We start from the raw sequence: 18,991 nt of genomic DNA on the forward strand, positions 1-18,991 counted from the left end.
AAGAAAGTCCCTCACCTGCATCAGCAGGTGAGGGACTCTTGGCGGAAGCGGAGGGATTTGAACCCCCGGTGGGTTTAACGCCACGCTCGCTTTCAAGGCGAGTGCATTCGGCCGCTCTGCCACGCTTCCGTGGGCGATACTATCCGGTGCACTCGCGAACTGTGAAAACGGCTCCCCGTTACTCAGCGATCGCCGATGGCCGCATCAACCTTCGAGAAGACGTCTGCCAGCACTTCCAGCTCCGTCGGGGTCAACAAATCCACGAGATTCTTGCGCACACCCGCAACGTGGGTGGGTGCGGCAGCAGCAAGCCGTCGACGCCCCTCATCGGTGATCTGTGCAAGCACACCGCGCCCGTCCTCGGCGCACGTAGTGCGCACGACGATGCCCTGGGACTCCATCCGACGGATCTGGTGCGTGAGGCGGCTGCGCGAAGACAGGACACCGTCCGCCAAGTCGCTCATCCGAGTTGAACCGTCCGGAGATTCCGACAACATCACGAGGATGCGGTAATCCGCCAACGAGAGATCGTGCGAGTCCTGCAGCTCCCGGTTCAAGACCTCCATGAGCCGCTGATTGCCGTCCATGTAGCCGCGCCAGGCGCGCATCTCGGCGGGCGTCAGCCACGGAGTCTCTTGCTGCGCAGTGGACATTTCTTGCTGCGCAGTGGACATTTCTTGCTGCGCAGTGGACATCTCTTGCTGCGCAGTAGGCGTCTCCGCCAGCACACTGGATGGCTCCCGCACCGCTGGAGCCTCGTCGGTTGTCGTGTCAGTTGTCACGGCTCCCCAGTTTAGACCTGCATAGGCCACATTCAGTCTTCTTCATCGGTCCGAAGTCCTGAACCGGCCATTGCCGCTAATGTCCGGAAGTGGCCACCACTGAGGACCTGTCGATTTCCCCCACCGACGACAACCCAGCCAGTCCCATCGTGAGATCGAAATCGGCAAGCAAGCTCCGCAAAGAATGACGGACGCCGTCTGCGCCTGCCAATCCCAAGCCGTATACCCACGGCCGCCCGTACAAAACCGCCTTCGCCCCGAGAGCCAGCGCGATGATCACGTCGGCACCACACCGAATACCCGAATCCATCAGAATGTCGGCTTCATGTCCGACGGCCGACGCAATCGGCCCCAACGCGTCCAATGCCGATATCGCGCCGTCCACCTGGCGACCACCGTGGTTGCTCACGATGATTCCGTCGGCACCTGCCGCTACCGCGGCGCGAGCGTCGTCGGGATGAACGATTCCCTTGACTGCGATCGGAAGTGACGTCCACTGGCGAAGTTTCGCGATATCCGCCATCCGGACGGTGTGATTGCCGAAGAGCGACACCCACGTCAAGACCGCAATCTGCAGCGCCTCCGCACTTTCCTCGGGCGGCGACGCCAACTTCGAGCGGAAGACCGGATCGGAGAGGTAGTTCGCGATGCCTTTCGCCCGCAGAAACGGTAGGTGCCCCAATGTCAGATCTCTTGGACGCCAACCCATGCCAGGCGTATCGGCCGTCACCACAATGGCCTTGGCTCCCGCAATGTCAGCACGGCGGACGAGCGATTCGGCAAGCTCGTCGTCCGCCGGCCAGTACAACTGGTACCACCAGTTCTCGCCCGACACCGCGCCGACGTCTTCGATGGTCGACGAAGCCGCAGTCGACAGAACCGAGCCGATCCCCAATTCCGCGGTGACCGAACCGACCGCGACCTCCGCGTCGTCGTGAACCAAACCGAGTACACCGACGGGCGCAGTCAAAATCGGCGCAGCCAAACGCGTACCGAGCACCTCGACGCTCAGATCACGGGCGTCTGGGGCAGCGGTGCCGCGAAACATGCGCGGCACGATCGCGTGCCTCTCGAACGCCCGGAGGTTCGATGCGGCAGTGCGCTCGGTCCCGGCGCTGCCCGCGATATACCCGAAGGCTTCCGGTGAGAGTTGCTCACGCGCGGCAGCTTCCAGCCCGGCCGCCGTCATGGGCAGCGACGGGACGGTACCGCCGAGGCCGCTCAGATAGATCTCGTTCTGCATGTTCCCGAAGTAAGTCACGACAGCGACCGTAGCGCCAAACCCGCCTACTGCGGGGGGATTCGCTAGCGTCGTATCCATGTACGCCACCACTATCGACCAGCCAGGCGGCCCCGAGGTCATGACCTGGGCGCAGCAGTCCGATCCGGAAGTGCCTCGTGGGCACGTGCTGGTGGACGTCGCCGCCACCGCCGTCAACCGTGCCGACCTCCTGCAACGCCAAGGTTTCTACCCGCCGCCACCCGGCACGAGCGACGTCCTCGGACTCGAATGCTCCGGCGTCATCAGCCAACTCGGCGAAGGTGTCACCGATTGGGCCGTCGGCGACGAAGTGTGCGCACTGCTTGCCGGTGGCGGATATGCCGAGAAGGTGGCAGTACCTGCGACACAACTCCTTCCAGTACCCGAGGGGGTAGATCTGCGAGTCGCTGCGTCCTTGCCGGAAGTCGCCTGCACGGTCTGGTCCAATGTGGTCATGCGCGCCGGACTGCGCCGCGGACACACACTGCTGATCCACGGCGGCGGCGGCGGAATCGGCACCCACGCCATCCAGGTCGGCAAAGCCCTCGGTGCACGAGTTGCCGTCACCGCCGGCTCGGAGGAAAAACTGGCTCGCTGCCGTGAACTGGGCGCGGACATCACGATCAACTACCGCGACCAGGACTTCGTCGCCGCCCTCTCCGAAGCCACCGACGGACACGGCGCGGACATCATTCTCGACAACATGGGAGCGTCGTACCTGGGCCGGAACGTGGATGCCCTCGCGATGGACGGGCACATCGTCGTCATCGGGATGCAGGGCGGACGCAAGGGCGAAGTGGACCTCGGCAAGTTGATGGGGAAACGCGGAAGCATCACCGCGACGGGCCTACGTGGGCGTCCGCTGACCGGTCCGGGTGGAAAAGCAGAAATCGTGGCCGACGTTCGAGCCAAACTGTGGCCGCTGATCGCCGACGGTTCCGTCCAACCGGTCGTTTCCATTGAGCTACCGATTGCCGAAGCGCCATTAGCTCATCAATTGCTGGATTCACCCAAAACGGTCGGCAAGGTCATCCTCACCGTGAAGTGACGTAACAGGTACGAGATCAGCCCAGCGTGCCGAGTTCGGCAACAAGTTGGTTGATCTCGTACCGCGTCGTATACGGCGCCAACCCGATCGTGACTGCGCCGCCCTCGTCGTTGACACCCAACGCGTCGAGGAGGCGCGAGTTGCCGTGCGTGCCGCTCATGACCGCAATCCGCTTGTCGGCAAGATGAGCTGCGACCTTGTCGGCAGCCGTACCTTCGAGCGTGAAACTGACCGTCGGAACCCGCGTCGGCGCATGCCCGATGACCATCACGTGAGGCAGCGCGGACAACGAACGCAACAGGTGCTCGAAAAGACCGTCTTGATAGTTCTGCAGTGAACTGATCGATGTCTCGAGGCGCTCGCGACGACTGCCCGTGGCCGATTCGTCGAGGCCGGCGAGGAAATCGATGGACGCTGTGAGTCCGGACAACAGCGCGAACTGATGCCCACCCACTTCGAGACGCTCGGCGCCACGCGCATACGGATTGAGCGAAACTGCGGGGATACGGTCGAGCAGGCCGGGATCGCGGAACACCAGCGCACCCACCTGCGGACCACCCCAGGACGGCGCACTGACCGCGATGATGTCCGCGCCGAGTTCGGCCATATCCAAATGGGCGTAGGGAGCAGCACCGACGGCGTCGACGACCATGAGACCGCCGAATTCGTGCAGTCGATCCGCCGCTGCACGCACATTGGGCGCCGAACCCACGATCGGCGAAGCCGCAGTTAAAGCTACAAGTCGCGTCGTGGAGGTAATGAGCTCATTGAACTGCCAACTGGGCAGTTCGCAAGTCTCGATTTCAACTTCTGCCCAACGCACCTGTGCGCCGTACCGACCGGCGACGCGCAGCCAGGGCGCCACATTTGCTTCCTCGTCGAGCCGCGAGAGCACCAGCCCGGTACCGAGGCCCAGGCGCGAACTCAGGGACTCCGCCAGCCAGGCCAGAAGGACCGCCCGATCCGAACCCAGGACAACACCTGCCGGATCACCACCGACGAGATCTGCGACAGCAGACCGAGCACTGTCCAGGATTGCCGCGCTACGACGGTTCGAGACGTGCCGACCGGACGACGACGACGCGGCTGCCCGGAATGCGGTGGACACTGTCCGAGAGACTGCGTCGGGAATCTGCATACCCGCCTGCGGGTCGAGGTGGATCCAGCCGTCACCGAGTGAGGGAATCAATCCCCGAACGCGGGCAACGTCGTAAGCCATGCTCGACACTCTAGGGGCAAGCGGCTCCGTAGTCGAAGGCAGACACCGAAATACCCGTCGGTACAGTTATCATTTGGTTACCTTTTTGGGGTTAAGTGCAGTTTGTCGGCCTGACACGTCAAGATGGAGCTATGAACAAGCCAGAGGAAGAACGGATCCTGGTCATCGGCCCCGACGGCGCGGAGACAAACACCGATCGCCAGGACGCCAAGGAACCGGAAGGCGAATCCATCGCCGACATGGTCGAGCAGCCGGCCAAGGTCATGCGAATCGGCACCATGATCAAACAGCTCCTCGAAGAAGTGCGCGCCGCACCGCTCGACGACGCCAGCCGAGTACGACTCAAGGAAATCCACCGATCCTCGATCCGTGAGCTCGAACAGGGCCTCGCTCCGGAACTTCGCGAAGAACTCGAACGGTTGACCCTTCCCTTCACCGACGACTCCGTTCCGAGCGACGCAGAACTGCGGATCGCGCAGGCACAGCTGGTCGGATGGCTCGAAGGCCTCTTCCACGGCATTCAAACGGCACTGTTCGCCCAGCAGATGGCGGCACGCGCTCAACTCGAACAAATGCGTCAAGGCGCACTACCTCCGGGCATGAGCATCGGCGTCCCCCACACACCCGGGAACCCGGGGCACCCCGACCAACAGTCACCCGGCACCGGCCAATATCTGTAACTCCGACCACCACAACGCCCAAGGAAAAGTCCGCGCTGAACCGGGGCCGGTAGGCTCGACCTCCGTGTCAGCATCCGCAACCGAATCCGAGACGTCGGAGCAACCCGTGCCCGTGTCCGACTCCCAGAGCTTCCATCGCGCTTTCAAAGACCTGCGCGATGGATTGCGGCAGCGCGAGTTGTGGCTGAGCCTCGGCTGGCAGGACATCAAGCAGCGGTATCGCCGATCGGTGATCGGTCCCTTCTGGATCACCATCGCCACCGGCGTCCAGGCCGCGGCAATGGGCCTCCTGTACTCCGCACTGCTGAACATCCCGCTCAAGGAGTTCCTGCCGTACGTCACGGTCGGACTGATCGTCTGGAACCTGATCAGTGCCAGCATCCTCGAAGGCTCCGAAGTCTTCATTGCCAACGAAGGCCTGATCAAGCAGTTGCCGTCGGCACTGAGCGTGCATGTGTATCGCCTGGTGTGGCGTCAGGTGCTGTTCTTCGCGCACAACTTCGCGATCTACATAGTTCTCCTGTTCGCGTTCAGCATCTGGCAGAACATGAGCTGGACAGCACTCGCTGCAATACCGGCGTTTGTGCTGATCGTGGCGAACACACTGTGGGTGTCGATCGTGTTCGGCATCTTCTCCACCCGGTACCGCGACATCGCACCCATCCTCGGCAGCCTCACCCTGCTGTTGTTCGTGCTGACGCCCATCATGTGGACGACGCAGGCGCTCAAGGATCAAAGTCCAGAAGCTGCAGAGCGAGTGAAGCTCGCCGAACTCAACCCGCTGTACCACTACCTCGAGATCATCCGAGCACCACTCATCGGAGCTGACCAGCAGGCTTACCACTGGTACATCGTCATCGCCCTCACCGTGATCGGCTGGGCTATCGCGATCCTGGCACTCCGCAAGTACCGGGCCCGCGTGCCCTACTGGGTCTAGAGGAAAAAGGGCTAGAGGAAACACATGAGTCAGCCAGTCAGCATCCACACGCAGAACGCGTGCGTCGACTTCCCGATCTTCGACGCTAAATCACGGTCCCTCAAGAAGGCTTTCCTCGGAAAGGCCGGCGGATCCATCGGCCGCAACGACTCCGATGTCGTTGTCGTCGAAGCACTCCGCGACATCACCATGTCGCTCAAGGAAGGCGACCGCATCGGACTGGTCGGACACAACGGCGCCGGCAAATCCACCCTGCTGCGCCTACTCTCCGGGATCTACGAACCGACCCGAGGAACAGCCACCATCCGCGGCCGCGTCGCACCCGTCTTCGACCTCGGTGTCGGCATGGACCCCGAAATCTCCGGCTACGAGAACATCATCATCCGCGGCCTGTTCCTCGGGCAGACCCGCAAGCAGATGCTCGCGAAGATGGATGAGATCGCCGACTTCACCGAACTCGGCGAATACCTCTCGATGCCGCTGCGCACCTACTCCACCGGCATGCGCGTGCGCGTCGCCATGGGCGTCGTCACCAGCATCGACCCGGAAATCCTTCTCCTCGACGAAGGCATCGGCGCCGTCGACGCAGAGTTCATGAAGAAGGCCCGCGTTCGCCTGCAGAAACTGGTGGAACGCTCCGGCATCCTGGTCTTCGCAAGCCACTCCAACGAGTTCCTCGCTCAACTCTGCAACAGCGCGATGTGGATCGATCACGGCCAGATCCGCATGCACGGTGACATCGAAGACGTTGTCCGAGCGTACGAGGGCGACGACGCAGCCGAACACGTCCGCCATGTGATCAGAGACATGGAACGGGAGACGCCCGCGTGAGCACACCCGAGAAAATTGTCGGGGTCGTTGTCACACACAAGCGTCGTGAACTGCTGGCCGAATCCCTGAAGGTGCTCAGCACTCAGTCCCGGCCGCTCGATCACCTCGTTGTGATCGACAACGCCGACGAAGACGCTGTACGTGAACTGGTCGAGGGTGCTTCCCTGCCCACCAGTTACATCGGCTCGAAGCACAATCTCGGCGGTGCCGGAGGATTTGCCCTGGGCATTCTGTATGCATTGTCACTCGGCGCAGACCGGGTCTGGCTCGCCGACGACGACGGTCGCCCCGAGGGACCCGAAGTGCTCGAAACCCTGCTCGCGTGCGCGGTGCGACACGATCTCGCCGAGGTCTCCCCTGTTGTCTGCGACATCGACGATCCTGACCGCCTGGCGTTCCCACTGCGCCGCGGCACCTCCTGGCGGCGGCTGCGTAGCGAGCTGGGCTCCGAGGATCTCCTGCCCGGAATCGCGTCACTCTTCAACGGCGCTCTGTTCACCGCCGACGCCATCGACGCCGTCGGAGTGCCCGATCTTCGACTGTTCGTCCGTGGGGACGAAGTGGAAGTACACCGTCGACTCGTACGATCCGGCCTCAAATTCGGCACGTGCCTGCAGACCGCCTACGTACATCCCAACGGCGCCGAAGAATTCAAGCCGATCCTCGGCGGGCGGATGCACACGCAATACCCGGACAACGACACCAAGCGCTTCTTCACGTACCGCAACCGCGGGTACATCCTCTCGCAACCCGGAATGCGCAAACTGCTTCCGCAGGAATGGGTTCGGTTCGGCTGGTACTTCCTGATCACCCGGCGCGATCCGGCCGGTCTGCGCGAGTGGATGCGGCTGCGCAAACTCGGCCGGGAAGAGAAGTTCGAGCGACCGAGTTAATTCGGTTGCACAGCTCGGCCACTGCCTGAGACGATTCTGTGTCGACGCATGGTGCGTCCTGAAGGTTTCGAGGAGTGAGTATTGATGACTGTCGTGTCCCGCACTTTCAGCACCGTCAATACTCACAATTCTTCGTACTCGAGGACACATTCACCATGCCAGAAAACAGCACACTGCTGACCGAATACGGTTGGAACGCAACACTCTCGAATATTTTCGGCGCACTCGATTCACCTGGCGTCGTAGCCGGACGCGTTATCCGCGTCGACCGTGGCCAGTGTGACGTTGCGGTCGCAGCGGGCACTGTCCGCACGCTCAGTGGCAGCAATTCGCTGTGCACCGGCGACTGGGTTACAGTCGCCAACGCCACGAGCGAGACCGAAACACCCACGGTCACTTCGATATTTCCACGGTCGAGCAGCATCGTTCGATCCTCCGCGTCCGGAAAATCCGAAGGCCACATTCTGGCCGCGAATGTCGACACTGTTGTCATCACCACGGCGGCGGACGGCGACGTCGATCTCGGACGCATCGAGCGACTACTCGCACTCACCTGGGAAAGCGGCGCAACTCCCGTCGTTGCACTCACCAAATCCGATGCAGCTCATAATATTTTCACCCTGCTGACCGAAGTCTCCGCTATCGCGCCCGGCGCAACAGTGCTGGCCGTCAGCGCCGAAACCGGCGAAGGTATGGACGTACTCGACGCTGTTCTGGACGGCACCGTTGCGATACTCGGCCCTTCCGGAGCAGGAAAATCGACCCTTGCCAATGCACTCCTCGCCGGGCGCGGGCGCCTCGAAACAGGCAGTGTGCTCGAAACAGGCAGTGTGCTCGAAACAGGTCGCGTGCGGACCGGCGACGGCAAAGGACGCCACACCACCGTCACAAGGGAACTGATCCCGTTTTCCGGCGGCCGGACGCTCATCGACACTCCAGGGCTGCGGGGTGTCGGCATGTGGAACGCCGGCGAGGGCATCGACAAGACGTTCCCCGAGATCGAGGAATTCGTCTCGAGCTGCCGGTTCTCCGATTGCGCGCACCACTCCGAGCCTGGGTGCGCAGTCTTGGGCGCGCTCGAACGTGGTGACATCGACGAGCGAAGACTGCGGAGCTACCGGAAACTGCAGCGAGAGAACGCATGGAATGCCGCCCGCGGTGATGCCCGCCTGCAGGCAGAACGCGCGCGAGAGGTAAAGGCGCTCTCCCGCCGCATCAAAGATCATTACCGGGGGCGAAGACAGTAGCGGCCGACTCCTGGCAGCATGGGAGGTGATCCCGACGAGAGGTTGCCATGTTCGAGCAGTTCCGTTCCAGCGCCAGGACCAAGCTTCAGCGTGCGGTATCCGAGGTGATCGAGAATGCCGACCGCCATAATGCCGATCGCACGCGGCAGATTCTCGACGAACTGGCGCGCTCGCACGACGAACTGGCCGGGGCCCGCGAAGATATCGCGGGCCTTCGGAACAGAATCGAAGAACTGGAATTCCGCCAACGCCGCGACGTTGCGTACGCAGTAGATCTGGAAGCAACGGCGACAAGTGCGAGGTTCGTCCTCCAGCACATGCGGCTGGCACAGACGTTCGGGCATCCTCACGACACTCTGCGGCATGCACTGAATTTGGTCGAGATCCCAGGAATAGCACTCGAATTCGGCGTCGCATCCGGAACGACCTTGAAGATCATCGCCGACGAATTCCACGAACGCGATGGCATCGTCGCAGGTTTCGACGTGTTCTCAGGTCTGCCGGAAACCTGGCGAACCGGATTTCCGGCCGGCGAGTTCGCTCAGGACTCACTCCCCGAAGTACCTGGCGCACAACTTGTTCCAGGACTTTTCGAAGACACACTACCGACATTCCTGGAGCAGGAACGCGAAACCATTGCGTTCCTGCACCTCGACGCCGACCTCTACTCGTCGACCAAGACGGTGCTCGATCTCCTCGGCGACCGCCTCGCCCCGGGATCCATCATCGTGTTCGACGAATTCTTCAACTACCCCGGGTGGCAGAACCACGAGTACCGGGCATGGACGGAATTCGTCACACGCACCGGCATCTCGTTCGAGTACGTCGGTTACACCTTCGACAACGAGCAGGTGATCGCCAAGATAGTCAGGTGAGCGTCACTTCTCGTACAGGCGAGCCCAGTTCTCGCGGCTGGTGAGCTGCGGGAACTCCTGGGCGAATTCCTGAGCGACACTTGGCGCTTCGGCAAGGAATCGCTTGATCACGCCGGCGAGACGGCCACTCATCTCCGCGGCCTTCTCGCTGTCGAAGCGGCGTTCGCGCACGCCTCCCTGCGACGCGTCGGTCACGAAGACATGATCGAACCGTCCGACGTGCCACCACTGCGCATCCTCGTACGAGATCGCCACCGGACCGCGCTCGAGCTGGTTACGAGCCTGCGTCACAGCACGTTTCGCAAGGACGAGGTCGGTCCACAAACCGGTCTTCGGGCTGGGCGCAACGCGTCGGATCGGCAGCCGTCCCGGCAACTCGGACGCCGGACGAGTCACCGTCTCCGGGAAACGCTTTCGCTCCTGGTTGATCGTCGCCAACGCCTTCTGGCCACCGTCCGCCAAGCCTGCCGGACCTTCGAGGAATCCCTCGATCGCCCGGATTTGTGTGTGCGCTAGGCCGTACTGCAACCCGACGATGGAATGCGAAATGTCTCGGGCGAGTTGCTTGGCCAGTGCCTTCGGCGCAAAACCAGGGTCGAGTGCCGCGGTGATCAGGCCGTTGCGAGTACTGAAGTAGTGGGCAAAACCGTCGACGTCCTTCCAGTAGAAGTCCGCATGCCAGACGGCAGCCGACGGCAACGTGATGGTGGGGATCCCGGCTCGCCCAGCTCGCAAGCTGTACTCGACGTCGTCCCACTGAAAGAACACCGGAAGCGGCAACCCGATGCGCTCGATAGCTTCGGCGGGGATCAGGCACGTCCACCAGCCGTTGTATTCGGCGTCCACTCGACGCTCCGGCAGCTTCTCGAGCACACTCCGGTTGCGGACTCCGTGCTCGTCCGTCGGCACACCACGTTGAAGCGTGCCCAGATCGACGCGCTCACCCGAAGCCAACAGATAGTCGGGATTGAAGAGGAAAAGCATCTGAGCGCCGATCAGAGCCGGTTCCGTTGTCATGTTCGCGAACGCACTCAGTCGAAGGACCGATTCCGGTTCACACAGGATGTCGTCGTCCATCAGGATCACGTCAGAGTGCGGTCCGGCCTCCGACGCCTCGTACAGGCCGCGGGTAAAGCCGCCGGCCCCACCCAGGTTCGCCTGCCGCAGGTACTGCAACCGTGAACCGAACTTCTTCGACACTTTCTGGAACAACTCGCGGCTCTCGACCGGATCCGTTCCCTGATCGACGACGTACAACGCGTCGAGCAATGCCAGTACGCGCTCGTCGGACGCAAGCGCTTCGACCGTGCGAGCGCAGTCGTCGGCGCGGTTGAACGTGCAGATCGCTACTGCTACCGGCCGGAGCAACTTCGGCGAAACGACGGACCATTCGACGTCGTCGACAACCGCGCCGCCACCCTGCGCTTCGAACTGCAACCACAGGGCACCTCCGTCGACAAAAGTGTCGAGCGGAGCAGTCATGGAAATCTGCTCGGTGCCGGTCACAACGACGTTCGTCACGATACGACGGTGACCACCGATGTCGGACGCCTGAATCTGGACGCGGCAGGCCGTCTCGGCTACGACGCGCGCGGTCACGGTGACCTCGGTGACGGCCGTCCAGCGCTGCCAGTAGCTGGCCGGGAATCGACCGAAGAATGTGTTGGTGTGCGCGACGGCTCCGGGCTGAAGTCGCAGTTCGAAGCGAGATCGTGTCGACATGCCGACTTTGGTAACCGCGTACAACTCGTCACTGGCGACCGGTGAGGTTCCGGTGAACAACGTACGCTGTGCCACCAGGCGGTCCGAGCTCGCACGACGTTCGGTCAACTCGACCCCGGTGTCAGACTGCCCGCTGTCAGACTGCCCGGTGTCAGACTGTCCGGAGTCGGACTGGTCATCGGTCACTTTCACGGTATCCACACCCCGCAGGGTATCGCGAACACACTCAGCGATGCCGCGAGCACCAGATCACGCAGGTCTAGATCACGCAGGTCTAGATCACGCAGGTCTAGATCACAGCGCTACCCGAGATCACGGCTCTACCCGCGGTAGCCGGTCCCGGCCACAGCCGCGAGTTCCTTCTTACGCCGACGCAGCGACAACAATCCGTTCGCCATCTGAACCACGTCCTTGGGCGAAATCCGGCTTGCATGCGCGAGGTGATCGTCACTCAGCCGGATAGGGACCTCCACTGGGCGCACACCCGCCAACTCGAGCGCGTAATCCAGTTCCGTCGTGAACAGGAAACCTCGCTCGGCCAAAGCGGGCGCGATCCGACGCGCCAAGGCGCCGTCGACGATGAACGTTCCCTGCGGATCACCCGTCCGGGTACCTAGGATGGCTCGCCGAAGAGTGGCAAAACCACCGGTCATGATCGCTCGTAGCAAGCCGCGTTCCACCTCGGATTCGGCGTGCGCCTTCGAGCCGATGACCGCTGGGGGGATCGACCCCATATCCGCCATCACGCGGTTTGCGCCCTCGATGTCGCCGAAACCGAAGGGCAGATCGTCCGCGGTGAGCAACACACGCTCGCCCCGGGACGCGATGATTCCCGCCCGGAGCGCCGCACCCATACCTTTGTCACTGCTCATGGGACGGAAGCTCACGCCTGGCCAGGACCAAGTTGCCGACAACGCGGCACACACGTCCGCAGTGTTGTCGGTGGAACCGTTCTCCACGACGATGATCTCGACGGGGCTGGTGCTCTCGGTAGGGCTGGTGCTCTCGGTAGGGCTGGTGCTCTTGGTAGCGCTGGTGCTGAAGTACTCGGCGAACTGTCGCACCGTCGACTCCAGTACTTCACCTGAGTTGTATGCGGGGATGACGACCGAAAGTTCCGGCGTAGCTGATTCCCCACGAACGGGTTCCGTCCGCGATGTCGCCACGTCCCGATCTCCTTCTTCCCCGACTGCAGTTCGAACTCGTCGGAATACTACGCTCCGAGAAACGGGGCACGGCCCAGGCTCCGAGAGACAGGGCACGGCCCCGGCTCCGAACGACAGCCAATCGACCCGAGGACGAAAGCACATCGTGAAATCTGACTTGACGCTCGCTCAACGCGTAGTGCCGCCGATTCTGCTCGCCGCTCTGGTGTCGATCGTCGCGGCGATCCCACTGATCTCCAATCGGTGGTTCTACTACTGGGACGACAGTGCTGCAGCTTTCACGCCCGGATGGCACACGATCGGCGAAAAGATTCTGTCGGGATCGTGGCCGACGCTCATTCCCGAATTGTGGGCCGGCGGAAACGTCACCGCCGAAGCCCTGTACGGGACATACAATCCCGTCATCCTTCTGGATTCGGTTGCCATCGCACTCATTCCGAACCTCGGCATCGGAATCACCCTCGTCAAAATGCAATTCATGGCGATACTCGCCGTCGGCGTCTACCTGGTGGCTCGCCAGTACGGCGCCAACCGGTCGATGGCTTTCATCGCCGGATTTGCCATGCCGTTCGCCGGCTACACGCTCTACTTCGACGCCTCGAGCTGGGCATCCGGACTGATCGCCTTCGCGTGGATCCCCCACGTGTGGTGGTCTACGCGGGCCAGCGCACTCGGACGTGTGAATCCGCTGGTACCGATCGCATTCGGCTATCTCGCCATGACCACCGGCAACCCGTACGGAGCGGTCGGTGTCGCTGTCGTCTACATCGCCGTCATCGCGGAGTGCATAGCGGTCAAACGGGCAGGCAGTATCAAATCCCTTCTGATCAGCGGCGCAGCGATCCTCATGATGTCGCTGATCGTGTATCTGCCACTTCTGTTCACCACCGGCGTGTCCGTTCGCACGCAGTCCGGAATCGCGAACGACGGTTCGCTACGGCCCGATCTCGGCGACCTGCTCAACCTCTCCGGTCCGTCGAACCAGCCGTACGTCACGGCGTTTGCACTCCCGGCGATGACGATTCCCCTGGTCTACCTGGCCTGGTTCCTCATACCGCTCGCACCGTGGATTCGATGGAGTTCGCTCAAGACGCTGGGGCGTCACAGTGTTTCGCTCTTCGTCTTCGGCGGAATCTACGTAGTGCTGCTTCTCGGACCGTCGAATCTCTGGCTGTTCCGTTGGCCGGCACGGCTTCTCGAATACGGGCAATTGCCTGCCATTGTCGTCACGGCAGTCGCGCTGTCTGCAGGATTGCATCGTGATCGAATCCGCGTGAGATCGATCATCACCGCCGGATTGCTGGTGCTCCAGTTCTATCTCGCGTGGTCGAACGTGCCCGAAGACATCGGCATTCACGCTGCGTCACTTGTCATCACCGTGGTCCTGACGGCTATCGCACTGATCGTGGCCTACCGGAAACCCCGATACCTGGCAGGTGCACTCGCGGCCGGAATCGTCGTGGTGCTCAGTGCCCAGACAAACTTCTGGTTCACCGGAAACTACAACGTCACCCCGTGGAAGTTCCCGCGGCAGATCGCTTTCCTGGAATCGAAATTCGAAGACCGATACCAAGGAACCACTTTCGCGATCGCAGATCCCATCAACATTCCGCCCGACAACCAAACCGGGCAGTGGGGCGATCTGCTGTTCGGAAATGCCTGGCAGCCGGCGGGTGTCGACGCCGTCAACAGCTACGCCGGAATCAGCTACAACGATTTCGTTCAAGCCCTGTGCCTGAACTACTACGGCGGCGTGCAGTGCCCCGACGCAGTCGATCGGCTACTGGCCGAATCACCGGGCACCGGTGTGTCCTGGCTCGACGCGATGCGCGTCGACACCGTCGTCGTTCAGAATTCCGGACCATACGGTGGAAAACGCGCTCTCGATGCCCTTCCCGAGGGCGAGTGGACCGTTTCGCCTGATCGCGTCGTCACCGTCGGTCGGCGCACCACCGAACATCAGTGGCCCGAGGGCCGGGTTTCCGCAACAGCGCCGGGGCTCGACGTGCGTAGCGATGCCGCCGCAACGGACACCCGGGAAACCGTCGAGTACACCGGATCCGGCACCGTCACCTTCGCGCTGCTCGCCTGGCCCGGCTGGACCGCAACAGTGGACGGACAGTCCGTGGAAACGAAGGCCAGCCCCGGCGGCTTGCTGCAAGTCGATCTACCGCCGAGCACCGACGCCGGATCGACACTCACCATCGAATTCAGCCCGCCAGGAAGCACATTCGGATGGGGTATCGCCGGCGTCGGACTACTCGTCGCCTTGTCCCAGGGCGCCTGGGCGTTTCGAACGCGTCGTAAGGATCAGGAAGAGAGCGTCGCGGCGACCGCAGATTCCGTGACCTCGTGAACCGCGCGGTGAGCGGGCAGGATCGACGCCCGCTCACCGTCCGCGTCACCTGTTCCCTGCACCAATCCGAGGAAGTGCGTCAACTGCGCAGCCAACGGTTCCTCGCTGTAACGGATCGTCGGAATCTCGATAACCGTCTGCTGCTGATAGCCGTCCCGATCGGCCGGCATGCTGTCGTCGATGTGCCGGTAAATCGTGATGCCGCGGCGAAGCAGGTCGATCTCGATAAGTCGGTCAGCCTCGAGCAACGACAGTTGACGGATCTTGCGCTGACTGATCCGGCTGGCCGAAATCGTTGCTACCGCACCCGAACCGAAACGCAGAACAGCGTCAGCGCAATCTTCCGACCGGTTCTGCACGGAAGTCGGATGGAAGTAACCGAACTCGCCTTTCGCCAAACTCGGCTCCGATCCGGCAAATCCGATAGCCAAGTCGACGTCGTGAATCAACAAGTCCGTCGCGACGCCCGTCGGAATACGAGAAACGAACGGAGAGTGACGAATACCGTTAACCTGCCACACGTCGCCGGAGAACTCACGAGCAGTGCGAACAGCTGGATTGAAGCGTTCGAGGAGACCACACATCAGCGGAACACCGGACGCGCGTGAACGATCGACCAGATCGACGCTCTGCTCGTACGTCGCGGCCAACGGCTTCTCCACCAGAACGGGCTTACCCAGATCGAGAACCCGACCGGCCAGCTCGTAGTGAGCCGGCGTAGCGGCGGCGATCACCACAGCGTCGATGCCGTCAAGCGTGTCGAAATCCGCAGCCCAGCGCGTATCGAAGCGCTCAGCAACAGCTTTGCCCTGCTCCTCACGGGGCTCGATCAGCAACTCCAACTCGCACAAGGCCGACTGCGCGATGACACGCGCATGCAGCGAACCCATCTGGCCGGAGCCGACAAGGGCGATACGGGGCTTGCTTGCAGTCGTATTAAGACTCGCGGTCATCTTCAGGCCTCCATAGCGCCGCGTACGGCGGCAATAATTTGATCGACGTCCCCGGCGGACAACGCCGCGTGGACCGGAATACTCAGGCACCGCGACGCCACCGACGTGGCAACCGGCGTCTCCTCGATGACTACCCGCGGATGGTCGCGGTAGCACTCGTAGTCGTACACGGCCTTCGGGTAGTAGATCCCGCTGCCGATGTCCTTCGCGGCGAGACGCTCGCTGAGTTCGTCGCGAGTGATCGGTGCATCCTCGGCCAACAGCAACGTGAACTGGTGCCAGACATGTCCGCGACCGGACAGCTCAGTAGGCAGGACCAGCCCGTCGACATCTTTCAAACCGACGCGCAATGCTTCCGCATTGCGTCGGCGTGCCTCGACCTGCTGCATGTACGTCGCCATCTGCGGCAACGCCAAGCTTGCCTGAAGATCGGTCATCCGGTAGTTCTGACCGACCATCTCGTACTGGTAGCGCGCCCGCATCCCCTGGTTACGCAGGACACGAAGTCGATCGGCTGTCGCGTCGTCGTCGGTGGTGATCATGCCGCCTTCGGCGGTCGTGAGGTTCTTCGTCGCGTAAAACGAGAAGCAGCCCAACCCGAAACTGCCGGCGCCGCGTCCCTCGAAGGTGGCACCGTGCGCTTGAGCGGCGTCCTCGACGACGGTCAGGCCGTGCGTCTGCGCCAGCGGCATCAACGCCCCCATGTCGGCTGACTGGCCGTAGAGGTGAACGGGCATCAAGACCTTCGTACGGTCGCCGATTCGAGCTGCGGCGGCCGCGGGGTCCAGATTGAAATCGGACTCCGAAATATCGGCGAACCTGGCCGTCGCCCCCGCCTCGAGAATCGCGTTCAACGTGGCAACAAAGGTGAACGGTGTGGTCAAAACCTCGTCACCGGGCTGCAGATCCTGGACCTGAAGTGCCGCGATCAGCGCCGTAGTGCCGTTGTTCACCGCCACCGCATGACGGGTGCCGACCAGAGCCGCGAACTCGTCCTCGAGCCGCTTGACCTTGGGGCCCTGCGCGACGATCCCCGATCGCAGAGTGTCCAGCACCTCGCGCTCGACTTCTTCCCCGAACGAGATGCTGGATATCGCGATCACTGAGTTACCTCCGATAGATTCATCCGACTGTCGTCGGAACGAAATACCCCGACAACCAACGAAGCGTATCGAAACGCAATTCGATACTTCGAGAGGATTCCGGAACCCGCATGTCTTCACGACCTGACTGCCATATCCATCCCACTGCACTGATCGGCGCCGAAGTACAGATCGGCACCGGTGTGACGATCGGACCGAACGCCGTCCTGACCGGCCCACTCGAGATCGGCGACGACTGCTGGATCGGCGCGGGAGCAGTACTGGGGGCACCGCCCGAGATCCTCGGCGCGGTCCATCCCACATCGTGGTCCGAAAGTGCCGGCCTGGGAATCCGCATCGGCGCCCGAACCACAATCCGTGAGCTCACCACCGTCCACCAGGGCAGCGAACGACGCACCGAAATCGGCGAAGACTGCTTCGTGATGAACCGCGTCGGCATCGAACACGACGTACAGATCGGCGACCGGTGCGTTGTGTCATCCGGGACGACGCTCGCCGGGCATGTCAGCGTCGGCGACAGCGTCAATCTGGGGATGCATACCGTCGCCCACCAGCGACGCGTCATCGGATCCGGGTCCATGATCGGCATGGGAACAGTGGTGGTCAAAGACGTTCCCCCTTTCGCCAAAGCTTTCGGCAATCCGGTGTCCCTGCACGGCGTCAACCGGATCGGTATGAGTCGTTCGGGTATCTCCGAAGAAGACATCGAGGCAGTCGCAGCGATCTACGCGGCCGGAAGTTTCGGTGCGCCATCGACCATCCCCGACTCACTTTCCGGAGCATTCACGTGGTGGCGCGAGCGGGCTGACAAACCACTCGTGGTTTAGCTGTGAGAATCCTGATTGGTATCGTCAGCGAAATGACCAGCGGGTGGGAAGTTTCAGGCGCGTGAGTACTTCTCCCGAATCCGAACAACCCGAATCCGAACAGACGGTCGAACCGGCTGCACAACCGAACGCTCTGCGCGGTCTTCTCGTGAACGGGTTCAAGGTTCTCGTCACACTGGCGATCGTCGTCGCGATCATCTTCGCGGTGAAGTCCCAATGGTCCGAAGTCAAGAACACCATCACCGAACTGAACTGGTGGACGCTCGCTGCGTCGTCGCTGTTCATCTTCCTCGGTATGGGCGCCGCAGTGCGGTCCTGGCAACACGCACTCGGCGCCCTGGAACAACCAATCCCAGCATTCGACGCCGCGCGCGCTTATCTGGTCGGCCAGCTCGGCAAGTACCTTCCCGGCAGTGTCTGGGCATTCGTTCTGCAAACGGAACTCGTCAGGCGCGCCGGGGTGTCCCGGGCAGCAGGCTTCGTCGCGGTGCTGGTCACGGTGGGTTTGAGTACAACTTCGGCATTGGTCGTTGGACTCTTCGGTCTACCTGCCCTGTTCGAGGTCAGCACGGTAGCCGCGGTCGGCGTGATCATCCTGGTTCCGATCGCTCTCATCTGCGCGTACCCGCCGGTGCTCACGCGTCTGGTGAACCTCGCACTGAAACTGCTCCGCCGCACGCCACTCCACAAACCGCTCACGATGCACAAGATCGCCCTCGCATTGGGCTGGTGCGCGGTGAGTTGGGTCCTCTACGGAATCCAACTGTGGCTACTGGCATCCAGTTCCGCGGGCTTCGAAATTCGTGGGCTCGTCCAATGCATCGGTGCCCTCGCCCTCGGCATGTGCGCAGGCGTCCTGGTATTCGTGGTGCCGTCCGGCATCGGCGTCCGCGAGGCCGTCATCGTCGCAGCACTGTCACCGTTCATGGACGCCGGCGTCGCGCTCGGCCTCGCCCTGGCCTCGCGACTGCTCTTCACGCTCTGTGAAGTATTTGCGGGCGTCGTAGCTGCGCTGTCCGGATCGCGGGTTCTTCGCAACGCGCTTGTTCACGAGCATTCACGAGTGCCGAATCCCAGCAAAGCCTGAGATC

Annotated in this window: 17 protein-coding genes and 1 tRNA gene; 10 read left to right on the forward strand and 8 right to left on the reverse strand. The window is 62.3% G+C overall.

Features of this window, described 5'->3' with window-relative positions:
• Window positions 1-39 precede the first annotated feature (39 nt).
• The 3 genes from ACFRFQ_RS26465 to ACFRFQ_RS26475 all read right to left on the reverse strand — a co-directional run bounded on the left by ACFRFQ_RS26465 (window position 40) and on the right by ACFRFQ_RS26475 (window position 2,103).
• Window positions 40-129 (reverse strand) — tRNA-Ser (locus ACFRFQ_RS26465).
• Between the two features lie 53 nt (window positions 130-182).
• Window positions 183-653, reverse strand: a complete 471-nt coding sequence (locus ACFRFQ_RS26470) for a MarR family winged helix-turn-helix transcriptional regulator (protein ID WP_378664654.1) — start codon at window positions 651-653, stop codon at window positions 183-185.
• A gap of 205 nt (window positions 654-858) precedes the next feature.
• Window positions 859-2,103 carry an alpha-hydroxy-acid oxidizing protein gene (locus ACFRFQ_RS26475; RefSeq protein ID WP_378664457.1) on the reverse strand — a complete coding sequence of 415 codons (1,245 nt, stop codon included), beginning with the start codon at window positions 2,101-2,103 and terminating at the stop codon, window positions 859-861.
• Between ACFRFQ_RS26475 and ACFRFQ_RS26480 the strand changes: the two genes are divergently transcribed.
• Window positions 2,102-3,091 (forward strand): NAD(P)H-quinone oxidoreductase, encoded by a 990-nt coding sequence (locus tag ACFRFQ_RS26480; protein WP_378664459.1) that lies wholly within the window; start codon window positions 2,102-2,104, stop codon window positions 3,089-3,091. The two genes, ACFRFQ_RS26475 and ACFRFQ_RS26480, sit on opposite strands and share 2 nt — an antisense overlap.
• Window positions 3,092-3,107: 16 nt before the next feature.
• On the opposite strand, the gene ACFRFQ_RS26485 is transcribed toward ACFRFQ_RS26480, so the two are convergent.
• Window positions 3,108-4,310 carry a cysteine desulfurase-like protein gene (locus ACFRFQ_RS26485; protein WP_138871393.1) on the reverse strand — a complete coding sequence of 401 codons (1,203 nt, stop codon included), beginning with the start codon at window positions 4,308-4,310 and terminating at the stop codon, window positions 3,108-3,110.
• Between the two features lie 131 nt (window positions 4,311-4,441).
• Here ACFRFQ_RS26485 and ACFRFQ_RS26490 point away from each other — a divergent pair, with 131 nt between their 5' ends.
• The 6 genes from ACFRFQ_RS26490 (at window position 4,442) to ACFRFQ_RS26515 (ending at window position 9,773) form a co-directional block, all read left to right on the forward strand.
• The gene (locus tag ACFRFQ_RS26490; RefSeq protein ID WP_138871392.1) at window positions 4,442-4,990 is read left to right on the forward strand and encodes a bacterial proteasome activator family protein; all 549 of its coding nucleotides are present in this window, start codon (window positions 4,442-4,444) and stop codon (window positions 4,988-4,990) included.
• 64 nt (window positions 4,991-5,054) lie between these two features.
• Window positions 5,055-5,927 carry an ABC transporter permease gene (locus ACFRFQ_RS26495; protein WP_378664461.1) on the forward strand — a complete coding sequence of 291 codons (873 nt, stop codon included), beginning with the start codon at window positions 5,055-5,057 and terminating at the stop codon, window positions 5,925-5,927.
• 24 nt (window positions 5,928-5,951) lie between these two features.
• Complete coding sequence (locus ACFRFQ_RS26500) at window positions 5,952-6,758, forward strand: ABC transporter ATP-binding protein (RefSeq protein WP_138871390.1); 807 nt, start codon at window positions 5,952-5,954, stop codon at window positions 6,756-6,758.
• Window positions 6,755-7,651: a glycosyltransferase gene (locus ACFRFQ_RS26505; RefSeq protein WP_378664464.1), complete on the forward strand. Its 897-nt coding sequence runs from the start codon at window positions 6,755-6,757 to the stop codon at window positions 7,649-7,651. Before ACFRFQ_RS26500 ends, ACFRFQ_RS26505 begins: the two co-directional genes overlap by 4 nt.
• Window positions 7,652-7,806: 155 nt before the next feature.
• Window positions 7,807-8,898 (forward strand): ribosome small subunit-dependent GTPase A, encoded by a 1,092-nt coding sequence (gene rsgA, locus ACFRFQ_RS26510; protein WP_378664466.1) that lies wholly within the window; start codon window positions 7,807-7,809, stop codon window positions 8,896-8,898.
• Between the two features lie 47 nt (window positions 8,899-8,945).
• Window positions 8,946-9,773 (forward strand): TylF/MycF/NovP-related O-methyltransferase, encoded by an 828-nt coding sequence (locus ACFRFQ_RS26515; RefSeq protein WP_378664468.1) that lies wholly within the window; start codon window positions 8,946-8,948, stop codon window positions 9,771-9,773.
• A 3-nt stretch (window positions 9,774-9,776) separates the two neighbouring features.
• On the opposite strand, the gene ACFRFQ_RS26520 is transcribed toward ACFRFQ_RS26515, so the two are convergent.
• Together ACFRFQ_RS26520 and ACFRFQ_RS26525 are read right to left on the reverse strand one after the other, a co-directional pair.
• Window positions 9,777-11,696, reverse strand: a complete 1,920-nt coding sequence (locus ACFRFQ_RS26520; RefSeq protein ID WP_378664470.1) for a glycosyltransferase — start codon at window positions 11,694-11,696, stop codon at window positions 9,777-9,779.
• A gap of 119 nt (window positions 11,697-11,815) precedes the next feature.
• On the reverse strand, window positions 11,816-12,661 hold the full coding sequence (locus ACFRFQ_RS26525; RefSeq protein ID WP_378664472.1) for a glycosyltransferase: 846 nt from the start codon (window positions 12,659-12,661) through the stop codon (window positions 11,816-11,818).
• A gap of 145 nt (window positions 12,662-12,806) precedes the next feature.
• Between ACFRFQ_RS26525 and ACFRFQ_RS26530 the strand changes: the two genes are divergently transcribed.
• On the forward strand, window positions 12,807-15,017 hold the full coding sequence (locus ACFRFQ_RS26530; RefSeq protein WP_378664473.1) for a hypothetical protein: 2,211 nt from the start codon (window positions 12,807-12,809) through the stop codon (window positions 15,015-15,017).
• On the opposite strand, the gene ACFRFQ_RS26535 is transcribed toward ACFRFQ_RS26530, so the two are convergent.
• Window positions 14,972-15,970: a Gfo/Idh/MocA family oxidoreductase gene (locus ACFRFQ_RS26535; protein ID WP_378664475.1), complete on the reverse strand. Its 999-nt coding sequence runs from the start codon at window positions 15,968-15,970 to the stop codon at window positions 14,972-14,974. The genes ACFRFQ_RS26530 and ACFRFQ_RS26535 overlap by 46 nt on opposite strands.
• Before the next feature lie 2 nt (window positions 15,971-15,972).
• Window positions 15,973-17,073, reverse strand: coding sequence for a DegT/DnrJ/EryC1/StrS family aminotransferase (locus ACFRFQ_RS26540; protein ID WP_378664477.1), 1,101 nt, complete (start codon window positions 17,071-17,073; stop codon window positions 15,973-15,975).
• A 110-nt stretch (window positions 17,074-17,183) separates the two neighbouring features.
• Here ACFRFQ_RS26540 and ACFRFQ_RS26545 point away from each other — a divergent pair, with 110 nt between their 5' ends.
• Window positions 17,184-17,900: a DapH/DapD/GlmU-related protein gene (locus ACFRFQ_RS26545; protein WP_378664479.1), complete on the forward strand. Its 717-nt coding sequence runs from the start codon at window positions 17,184-17,186 to the stop codon at window positions 17,898-17,900.
• A 133-nt stretch (window positions 17,901-18,033) separates the two neighbouring features.
• Window positions 18,034-18,987 (forward strand): YbhN family protein, encoded by a 954-nt coding sequence (locus tag ACFRFQ_RS26550; RefSeq protein ID WP_378664656.1) that lies wholly within the window; start codon window positions 18,034-18,036, stop codon window positions 18,985-18,987.
• The last annotated feature ends 4 nt before the right edge of the window (window positions 18,988-18,991 follow it).

Origin of the sequence: Rhodococcus sp. NPDC056743 (assembly GCF_042790355.1) — a bacterium.
Lineage (GTDB): Bacteria > Actinomycetota > Actinomycetes > Mycobacteriales > Mycobacteriaceae > Rhodococcus_F.